Source organism: Pseudomonas sp. 2995-1 (genome assembly GCF_002742505.1).
Taxonomy (GTDB): Bacteria; Pseudomonadota; Gammaproteobacteria; order Pseudomonadales; family Pseudomonadaceae; genus Aquipseudomonas; species Aquipseudomonas sivasensis.
In genome coordinates this window covers 103712-113093 of sequence record NZ_LJSA01000368.1, presented here as the reverse complement: position 1 = coordinate 113093, position 9382 = coordinate 103712, and the positions used below count along the sequence as shown (strand labels likewise).

Here is a 9382-nt window from a genome sequence, read left to right as displayed (position 1 = left end):
GGTCATCGTCAAGATTAAATTCCGAAACCCCATTTGCGAAAGCAGATGGGGTTTTGTTTTGGGCGGGCGGAAAGTGCGAAGACGCTCATCCGAGCAATCTTCAGTGCTAAAGTCCATGCCTCGATTTTGCTTTTCCCAAGGAAGCCGTTATGCCGGATGCGACGTCCCCCAGCGCTGGATTTATGGTGGTTCATGGAAATCGCCTGGACGAACTACGCAGCCTGGTGGTGAGCTGGATGCGCCGCTACCCACTGGCTCCCCTGGAAAACGAAATTGCCCTGGTACAGAGCAACGGCATTGCCCAGTGGCTCAAACTGGCCCTGGCGGAAGACCCAGAAGACGGCGACATGGGCGGCTGCGGAATCGCTGCCGCGATCGATGTTCAGCTCCCCGGCAGCTTCATGTGGCAGCTCTATCGCATGGTCTTGGGTCGTGACGAAATCCCCCCCACGTCCCTGCTCGATAAAGCCCCACTCACTTGGCGCCTGATGCGCTTGCTTCCTGAGCTCATTGATCAGCCGCACTTCGAGCCATTGCAGCGCTTTCTGACGAACGACGCGGACTTGCGTAAACGCTACCAGCTCGCGGAACGTCTGGCTGACTTGTTCGACCAATACCAGGTCTATCGTGCCGACTGGCTGGAAGACTGGGCCGCCGGCCGCCACCAATTGCGCAACGGTCGAGGGGAATCCAAGCCTCTTAACCCCGCCAATTGCTGGCAAGCCGAGTTATGGCGCGCACTGCTGTTGGACGTCGGGGAAGAGGGGATGGCCGAAAGTCGCGCCGGCGTCCACCAACGCTTTATCGAACGTATCAATGCTCTTGAGGAAGCGCCGAAGGGCTTGCCTTCTCGGGTGATTGTTTTCGGGATTTCTTCCTTGCCTGCCCAAGCGCTCGAAGCGTTGGCTGGCCTTGCCCGTTTCAGCCAAGTCTTGCTGTGCGTGCACAATCCTTGTCGCCACCACTGGTCCGACATCGTCGCCGACAAAGATCTACTGCGTAACGAATACAAGCGTCAATCACGCAAAGCCGGTATGCCGGTCACCATCGACCCACAAACCTTGCACCAGCACGCCCATCCGCTGCTGGCCGCCTGGGGTAAACAAGGCCGCGACTACATCAGTCTGCTGGACAGTTACGACGACCCGAACAGCTACCGCGCTGCCTTTCGTGATGGCCGCATCGACCTGTTCAGTGACAGCGAACCCACGACACTGCTCAACCAGCTCCAGGACGATATCCTCGAACTGCGCCCACTCAACGAAACCCGCGACCTATGGCCCGCAGTCGATCTGGAGCGTGACACCTCAGTTCGCTTCCACATTGCCCACAGCGCCCAGCGCGAAGTGGAAATCCTTCACGACCAACTGCTCCAACGCTTCAGCGCCGACCCCACGCTTCGTCCAAGGGACATCATTGTCATGGTCCCCGACGTCGACAGCTACGCACCGCATATTCGTGCGGTCTTCGGCCAGTTGGAAAGAAGTGATTCACGCTTCATCCCCTTTACCCTGACCGACCAAGGTCAACGTGGCCGCGACCCTCTGCTGATCGCCGTCGAACACCTGCTCAAACTCCCCGACAGTCGCTTTCCCGTCAGCGAGATTCTTGATCTGCTGGACGTCCCGGCCTTGCGTGAACGCTTTGCCATCAAGGAGCGCGACCTGCCCACATTGCACCGCTGGATTGAAGGTGCCGGTATCCGTTGGGGGCTCAACGCGGAACAACGGGCCGGCCTCGGTCTGCCAAGTGAGCTGGAACAAAACAGCTGGAGTTTCGGCCTTCGCCGTATGCTGCTGGGTTACGCCGTCGGCACCGGTGCTGCCTGTAACGGCATTGAACCTTACGACGAAATTGGCGGACTCGATGCGGCATTAATCGGCCCGCTGGTGGCTTTACTCGACGCACTCGGCGATGCCCATCAGGCGCTGTCCCAACCCGCAGCTCCCCACGAGTGGGGCGAACGTTTGCAACGCCTGATGCAACTGTTTTTCCTGCCCAGCAGTGAGCACGACGATTACCTGCTGGGTCAGCTTGAGCAACTAAGGGAAACCTGGCTGGTAACCTGCGAGTCAGTAGGCCTACAGGATGAGTTACCGCTCACCGTAGTCCGTGAAGCATGGCTCGCCGGCCTGGACCAAGGTCGTCTATCCCAGCGATTCCTCGCCGGGGCTGTCAATTTTTGCACCTTGATGCCTATGCGCGCGATTCCGTTCAAGCTGGTTTGCCTGCTTGGTATGAACGACGGCGACTACCCGCGAGCCCAACCACCCTTGGATTTCGACCTGATGGGCAGCGACTATCGCCCAGGCGACCGTTCGCGCCGCGAAGACGACCGTTACCTACTACTTGAAGCACTGCTATCGGCCCGAGACCAGCTTTACATCAGTTGGGTCGGCCGAAGCATCCGCGATAACAGCGAGCGTCCTGCCTCTGTTTTGGTCGGCCAACTGCGCGACCATATCGCCAGCGGCTGGCATAACGCAGAAGCAGAAAAGCCACTGCTGGACGCGATGACCCAAGAACACCCGCTCCAACCCTTCAGCGCCCGCTACTTCCACGAAGGCGATCCGCTGTTCAGCTACGCCCGCGAATGGCAGTTGCTACACGAAGCGCAGGTAGCCGCACCTGAGCAAGATGATCTGGCACAACACCATCAGGAAGAACCCCTGAGCCTCGGCCAGTTGCAAGATTTCCTACGCAACCCGGTCAAACACTTCTTCAGTCAGCGTCTGAAAGTGTTCTTCGAGGCCGCCGAAGTGCCGCTGGCCGATGAGGAACCCTTCGTTCTCGATGCGCTGCAACGTTACAGCCTGAGCGATAGCCTGTTGAATGCGGCGCTGTCCCAACCCGATCACCTGGACCAAGCCCTCAACGCCCAGGCCCTGCGTTTGCAAGGAAGTGGCTTACTGCCCATGGTCGGTTTTGGCGAGTGCCTGCGCAACGAATTGATCGAGCCCCTGCCGGGTTTGCTGCAACGCTACCAACAGTTACTGGCGCTCTGGCCTACTCCACACATCGGTGCCGAACCGATCAGTTTTGAGCATCAAGGCATTGCATTGGAAGGCTGGATCAGCGGCCTGCACCGACGCAGTGATGGCGGATTGCTTAGCGTCACCACCATCCCCAATAGCATTGGATCGATCAAGGCACGCAAGTGGCATCGACTGATCCGTCCTTGGGTCAACCATGTGGTGGCGTGCGCCTGTGGCCTACCGTTGAGCACGGGTCTAGTGGCAAGTGACGATACGTTGTTACTGGCCCCGCTGGATAAGCCCGTCGCCCAGGAAATCCTCAGCAACCTACTGCTGGCCTGGCACAGTGGAATGAGAAAACCGCTGCCGGTAGCCGTCAAAACGGCCTTCGCCTGGCTTAGCCAAACCGACCCGGCCAAAGCGCAGGCGGCAGCGAGCAAAGCCTATGAAGGTGACGGCCTGACCACCGACGGCGAACGCCGCGAAACTCCGGCGCTTACCCGGCAGTTCCCCGATTACGCAGCCTTGATTGCCAGCGAAGAATTCGAAGGCTGGTGCGAAACCTTGTATCGACCGCTGATCAACGCCCCATGGCGATCACTCACAGGCGAAGAGGCCGGCGCATGAGCAGCAAACCCTTGGCCCTGGCCTTCCCGCTGAGCGGCAGCCAACTGATCGAAGCCAGCGCCGGTACCGGCAAGACCTTCACTATTTCTGCCTTGTATCTGCGTCTGGTGCTGGGTCATGGTGGTGATGAAGCCGGGTTCGGTCGCGAGTTGCTACCACCGCAAATCCTCGTCGTCACCTTTACCGATGCCGCCACCAAAGAACTGCGCGAGCGTATCCGCATTCGTCTGGCCGAAGCCGCTCGTTTCTTCCGCGATGAGATCGAACAACCCGACGCGCTGATCGCTGACCTGCGCGCGCAATACCTCCCGGAGCAATGGCCCGCCTGCGCCAACCGCCTGGACATCGCCGCGCAATGGATGGATGAAGCGGCGGTTTCCACGATTCACAGCTGGTGCCAGCGCATGCTGCGCGAGCACGCGTTTGACAGCGGTAGCTTGTTCACCCAAACCCTTGAAACCGACCACAGCGACCTGCTCGGCGAAGTGCTGCGCGACTACTGGCGGCTGTTTTGCTACCCAATGCGTGACGACGCGCTCAACTGGGTGCGCAACAACTGGGGCGGTCCTGCCGCATTGATGCCTCGGGTGCGCGCACTGTTCGGCAGCGAAAGGCCCACCGATGAAACCCGCGAACCTGCGGAGCTGATCAATGCCTGCTTGCGGGAGCGCCGAGAAGCCCTGATAGAACTCAAGGCGCCCTGGCAGCAATGGGCCGCAGAGCTGCGTGACATCTGCCTGCAAGCCGTGGCCGCGAAAGCCGTTGACGGGCGCAAGATGCAAGCGCGTTACTTCGAGCCCTGGTTCGAAAAAATCAGCGCCTGGGCCGCTGATGAAACCTTGGAACAACTGGACATCGGCACCGGCTTCACCCGCCTCACCCCCGACGGCATGGCCGAAGCATGGAAGGGCGACCCGCCGCAGCACCCCGGCATCGACGCCATGGCCGGCCTCAAAGCCGCTCTCGACGCCTTACCAACCCCTGACGCCGCGGTGTTGCAACACGCTGCCGGTTGGGTGGGTAAACGCTTCGAAGAAGAAAAACGCCGTCGCGCAGAAATGGGCTTCGACGACATGCTGATCCGCCTGAATGCCGCTCTGCAGGCAGAGGGTGGCGAACGCTTGGCCAGCGTGATCCGCGAGCAATTCCCGGTGGCTCTGATCGACGAGTTCCAAGACACCGACCCGGTGCAGTACAGCATCTTCGACAGCATTTACCGCATCGAAGAGAACCACCTCGACAGTGGCCTGTTCCTGATCGGCGACCCCAAGCAAGCGATCTACGCGTTCCGTGGCGCCGACATCTACACCTACCTGCGCGCCCGCCAATCCACCACCGGCCGCCACCACACCTTGGGTACCAACTTCCGTTCCAGCCATGCGATGGTCGATGCGGTGAACCATGTGTTCCAGCGCGCAGAAACGGGCCGGGGCGCGTTCCTGTTCCGCGAGCCGAATGGCGATAACCCGGTGCCGTTCCAGCCGGTGTTATCCCAAGGCCGCAAGGAAAAACTGCAGGTCGACGGCCAAACGCTACCGGCCATGCACCTTTGGCACCTGCCCACCGACCAGCCGGTGTCCAACGCGGTGTACCGCCAACAACTGGCCGCCGCCTGTGCTACGCAGATTGTCGAGTTGCTCAACGGCGGCCAGCAAGGCACGGCCGGTTTTCTACGGCCGGATGACAGCTTCAAAGGCGTACTGCCGTCAGACATCGCCATCCTCGTGCGCGACGGCAAGGAAGCCCAAGCGGTGCGCGCCGAGTTGGCCGCCCGTGGTGTGCGCAGCGTATACCTGTCCGACAAGGATTCGGTGTTCGCCGCCCAGGAAGCTCACGACTTGCTGGCCTGGCTCAAGGCCTGTGCCGAGCCGGACGTCGAGCGGCCGCTACGGGCTGCCCTGGCTTGCGTCACCTTGAACCTATCACTGCCCGAACTGGAGCGTCTGAACCAGGACGAACTGGCGTGGGAAAGCCGCGTGATGCAGTTCCGTGGCTACCGCGTGATCTGGCGAACCCAAGGCGTGCTGCCGATGCTGCGTCGTCTGCTGCACGACTTCAAACTGCCGCAAACCCTGATTGCCCGCAGCGACGGCGAACGTGTGCTGACCAACCTGTTGCACCTCAGCGAGTTGTTGCAACAAGCCGCGTCGGAACTTGACGGTGAACAGGCGTTGATCCGCCACTTGGCCGAACACCTCGCGTTGTCCGGTCAAGCCGGGGAAGAGCAAATCCTGCGCCTGGAAAGTGATGAGCAACTGGTCAAGGTCGTGACCATTCACAAATCCAAGGGCCTGGAATACGACCTGGTCTTCCTGCCCTTCATCTGTTCGGCCAAGCCGGTCGACGGCAGTCGCCTACCGCTGCATTACCACGATGAACACGGCAAGTCCCAAGTTAGCCTGCGTCCTACGCCTGAGTTAATCGCCCAGGCCGATGACGAGCGCCTGGCCGAAGACCTGCGTTTGCTCTACGTGGCCCTGACCCGCGCCAAACATGCCTGCTGGCTTGGCGTTGCCGACCTCAAGCGCGGCAACAGCAGCAGCTCGGTATTGCACCTGTCGGCGCTGGGCTACTTGCTCGGCGCTGGAGCTTCGTTGGGCGAGTCTTCGGGACTGGCGCGCTGGCTGCTGGATCTGCAGGAAGGCTGCCCGGCCATCCACTATGCCCACGTGCCCGATGCCCAAGAGATCATGTTTCACCCGCCGCGCAACCAAGCGACTTTGCTCGCACCGTTGCTGCCTAAGCGCAAAGCTGCCGAAAACTGGTGGATCGCGTCCTACAGCGCCTTGCGAATGGGTGAAAGCATGAGCGTCGCCAACCTCGAAGCGCCAGAAAGCCCACAAGCGCAAAAGCTGTTTGATGACGAACGCCTCGATCCCGACGCACCGCGTGAAGTAGCGGCTTCCGGCGGCGATATTCACCGTTTCCCACGCGGTCCTAACCCAGGCACCTTCCTTCACGGCCTCCTGGAGTGGGCCGGCGAAGAAGGTTTCAACGCGACGTCGCAAGCCATCGAGAACGCTGTAGGTGCGCGCTGCAATCGCCGCAACTGGGAAGGCTGGATCATCACCCTCAGCGATTGGCTGGGTCACTTACTGCACACGCCATTGCCTGTGGATAACGACCACGTCAGCTTGAGCAGCCTGCAGCAGTATCAGATCGAAATGGAATTCTGGTTCGCCAGCCACAAAGTCGACGTGCTTGCCCTCGACAAGCTGGTCTGCCAGTACACCCATAACGGCGTCTCCCGTGTCGCTGCCGAGCCGGTGCTGCTTAACGGCATGTTCAAAGGTTTTATCGACCTGACCTTCGAACACGATGGCCGCTACTACGTGGCTGACTACAAATCCAACTGGCTCGGCCCTGACGATTTGGCCTACACCCAAGCAGCCATGGAGCAGTCGATCCTTGAGCATCGATATGACCTGCAATACGTCCTTTACCTGCTGGCGCTGCATCGCCAGCTCAAGGCGCGTCTGCCGGACTACGACTACGACCGCCACGTCGGTGGCGCGCTGTATGTGTTCTTGCGGGGCACCCAAGCCGTCAGCCGAGGAGCGTTTTTCACCCGGCCGCCGCGTGAGCTGATCGAAGGCCTGGACCTGCTGTTCCAGGGCAAGCCCATCCCGCCCAAGGTTGAGCCCGCCTGGGAACAAGGAGTGTTGTTATGAGCCTGTTGCCATCACCGCTTGAGGCGCTGGAACCCCTGAGCCGCGCCGCCGACCTGGTGCAGTTGCTGGAGCGTTGGGTTGACCGCGGTTGGCTGCGCGCATTGGACAAAGCCTTCGTCGGTTTCCTGCACGAACTCGACCCACACGCCGACCCTTTGGTGTTACTGGCCGCGGCGCTGACCAGCCATCAACTGGGCCACGGCCATGTGTGCCTGGATCTGTTCGAAACCCTCAAAGCGCCAGACTTTGCATTGTCCTTGCCGCCCGAAGGCGACCTGCAAACCGGCGCCATGCTGCTGCCGTCGCAGTTGCTCGACGGCCTCGACGGCGCCCACTGGTGTCACGCATTGGCCGCCAGCCCGTTGGTCGCCCTGGCGGTGGACGGCAGCGAATCGGCACACAGTCGTCCCCTGGTACTGTCGGGCACACGCCTGTACCTGCGCCGCTACTGGACCTACGAACGGCGCATCGACACCGCATTGCGCTTGCGTCTCGCCACCCAGGAAAGCGTCGCCGCGGATTTGCCCCAGCGCTTGAATGGCTTGTTTGACCAGCCGCCGCCCGACGGCGTGATCGACTGGCAAAAACTCGCCTGCGCATTGGCCACCCGCGGTGCCTTCAGCATCGTCACCGGCGGCCCCGGCACCGGCAAGACCACCACCGTGGTGCGCCTGCTCGCACTCTTGCAAGCGCCAGCGGTAGAAACCGGCAGCCCGTTGCGTATCCGCTTGGCCGCGCCCACCGGTAAAGCCGCCGCGCGCTTGACCGAATCCATCAGCCAGCAAGTGCTGTCGCTGACAGTGCCGCAAAGTGTGAAGGAAAAGATTCCGACCCAGGTCACCACGGTTCACCGTTTGCTGGGTAGCCGTCCGGGCACTCGGCACTTTCGCCATCACCTTGGTAACCCGTTGCCCCTGGATGTGCTGGTGGTGGACGAAGCCTCGATGATCGACCTGGAAATGATGGCCAATCTGCTGGACGCGTTACCGCCCCATGCCCGCTTGGTGTTGCTAGGCGACAAGGACCAACTCGCCTCGGTAGAGGCCGGCGCCGTACTGGGTGATTTGTGCCGCGACGCCGAAGCCGGCTGGTACAGCCCTCAGACTCGTCAATGGCTGCAAGCCGTCAGCGGTGAAGACCTCGACGCCAGCGGCCTGCTGGAGGACCTCGACGGCAGCCATCCTCTGGCCCAGCAAGTGGTGATGCTGCGTTACTCGCGGCGTTTCGGCGAAGGCAGCGGCATCGGCCAATTGGCGCGCTGGGTCAACCAACAAAACGCCGAAGAGGCCCGCAAGTTACTGGCCGCGCGTAGCCATAACGACCTGTTCTGCGTCGGCCTTAAAGGTGAGCATGACCACGCCCTGGAACGGCTGGTGCTGGATGGGCAGGGCGATGGCGCCCAGGGTTATCGCTATTACCTCAACTTACTGCACAGCGCGCGTCCGGCCCTCGAAACCCCGCGCGACGATCTCGCCTGGACCCAGTGGGCGCAACAACTGCTGCAAGCCTTCGATGCGTTCCAACTGCTCTGCGCCGTGCGCAAGGGCCCTTGGGGTGTGGAAGGGCTGAACGTGCGCATCACTGCAGCCTTGCGCAAAGTGCGGCTGATCGAGGGTGACGAGCAATGGTACGAAGGTCGCCCGGTGCTGATGACACGCAACGATTACGGCCTGGGCTTGATGAACGGCGACATCGGTATCGCCCTGAAGCTGCCCGAAAGTGACGGCGGCCCTCAGGTGCTGCGCGTCGCTTTCCCACGTAACGACGGCCAAGGCGGCGTGCGATTTGTATTGCCCAGCCGTCTGAATGATGTGGAAACCGTATACGCCATGACCGTGCACAAATCCCAAGGCTCGGAATTCACCCACACCGCGCTGATCCTGCCGGACGCCTTGAACCCGGTGCTGACCAAGGAACTGATCTACACCGGCATCACCCGCGCCAAACGCTGGTTCAGCCTGATCGAGCCCCGTGGCGGTGTGTTTGAGGAGGCCGTGCGGCGCAAGGTCAAACGCTTGAGTGGGTTGATGCTGGAGTTGGGTCCGGAGTCAGAAATATCTGACGCTGTGCTATCGTTGCGGCATCACCCCGATAACACCTGAGAGTATC

The 9382-nt window shown here is 61.2% G+C and carries 3 protein-coding genes; all 3 read left to right on the top strand.

Annotation, left to right across the window (positions count from 1 at the left end; translation table 11 throughout):
* Positions 1-149 precede the first annotated feature (149 nt).
* From recC to recD, 3 genes are read left to right on the top strand one after another with little or no spacing between them, the layout of a single operon-like run.
* The gene (recC, locus tag AOA61_RS17275; protein WP_099602225.1) at positions 150-3602 is read left to right on the top strand and encodes an exodeoxyribonuclease V subunit gamma; all 3453 of its coding nucleotides are present in this window, start codon (positions 150-152) and stop codon (positions 3600-3602) included.
* Positions 3599-7273 (top strand): exodeoxyribonuclease V subunit beta, encoded by a 3675-nt coding sequence (recB, locus tag AOA61_RS17270; RefSeq protein WP_099602224.1) that lies wholly within the window; start codon positions 3599-3601, stop codon positions 7271-7273. Before recC ends, recB begins: the two co-directional genes overlap by 4 nt.
* On the top strand, positions 7270-9375 hold the full coding sequence (gene recD, locus AOA61_RS17265) for an exodeoxyribonuclease V subunit alpha (protein ID WP_099602223.1): 2106 nt from the start codon (positions 7270-7272) through the stop codon (positions 9373-9375). Before recB ends, recD begins: the two co-directional genes overlap by 4 nt.
* Positions 9376-9382: the final 7 nt, after the last annotated feature.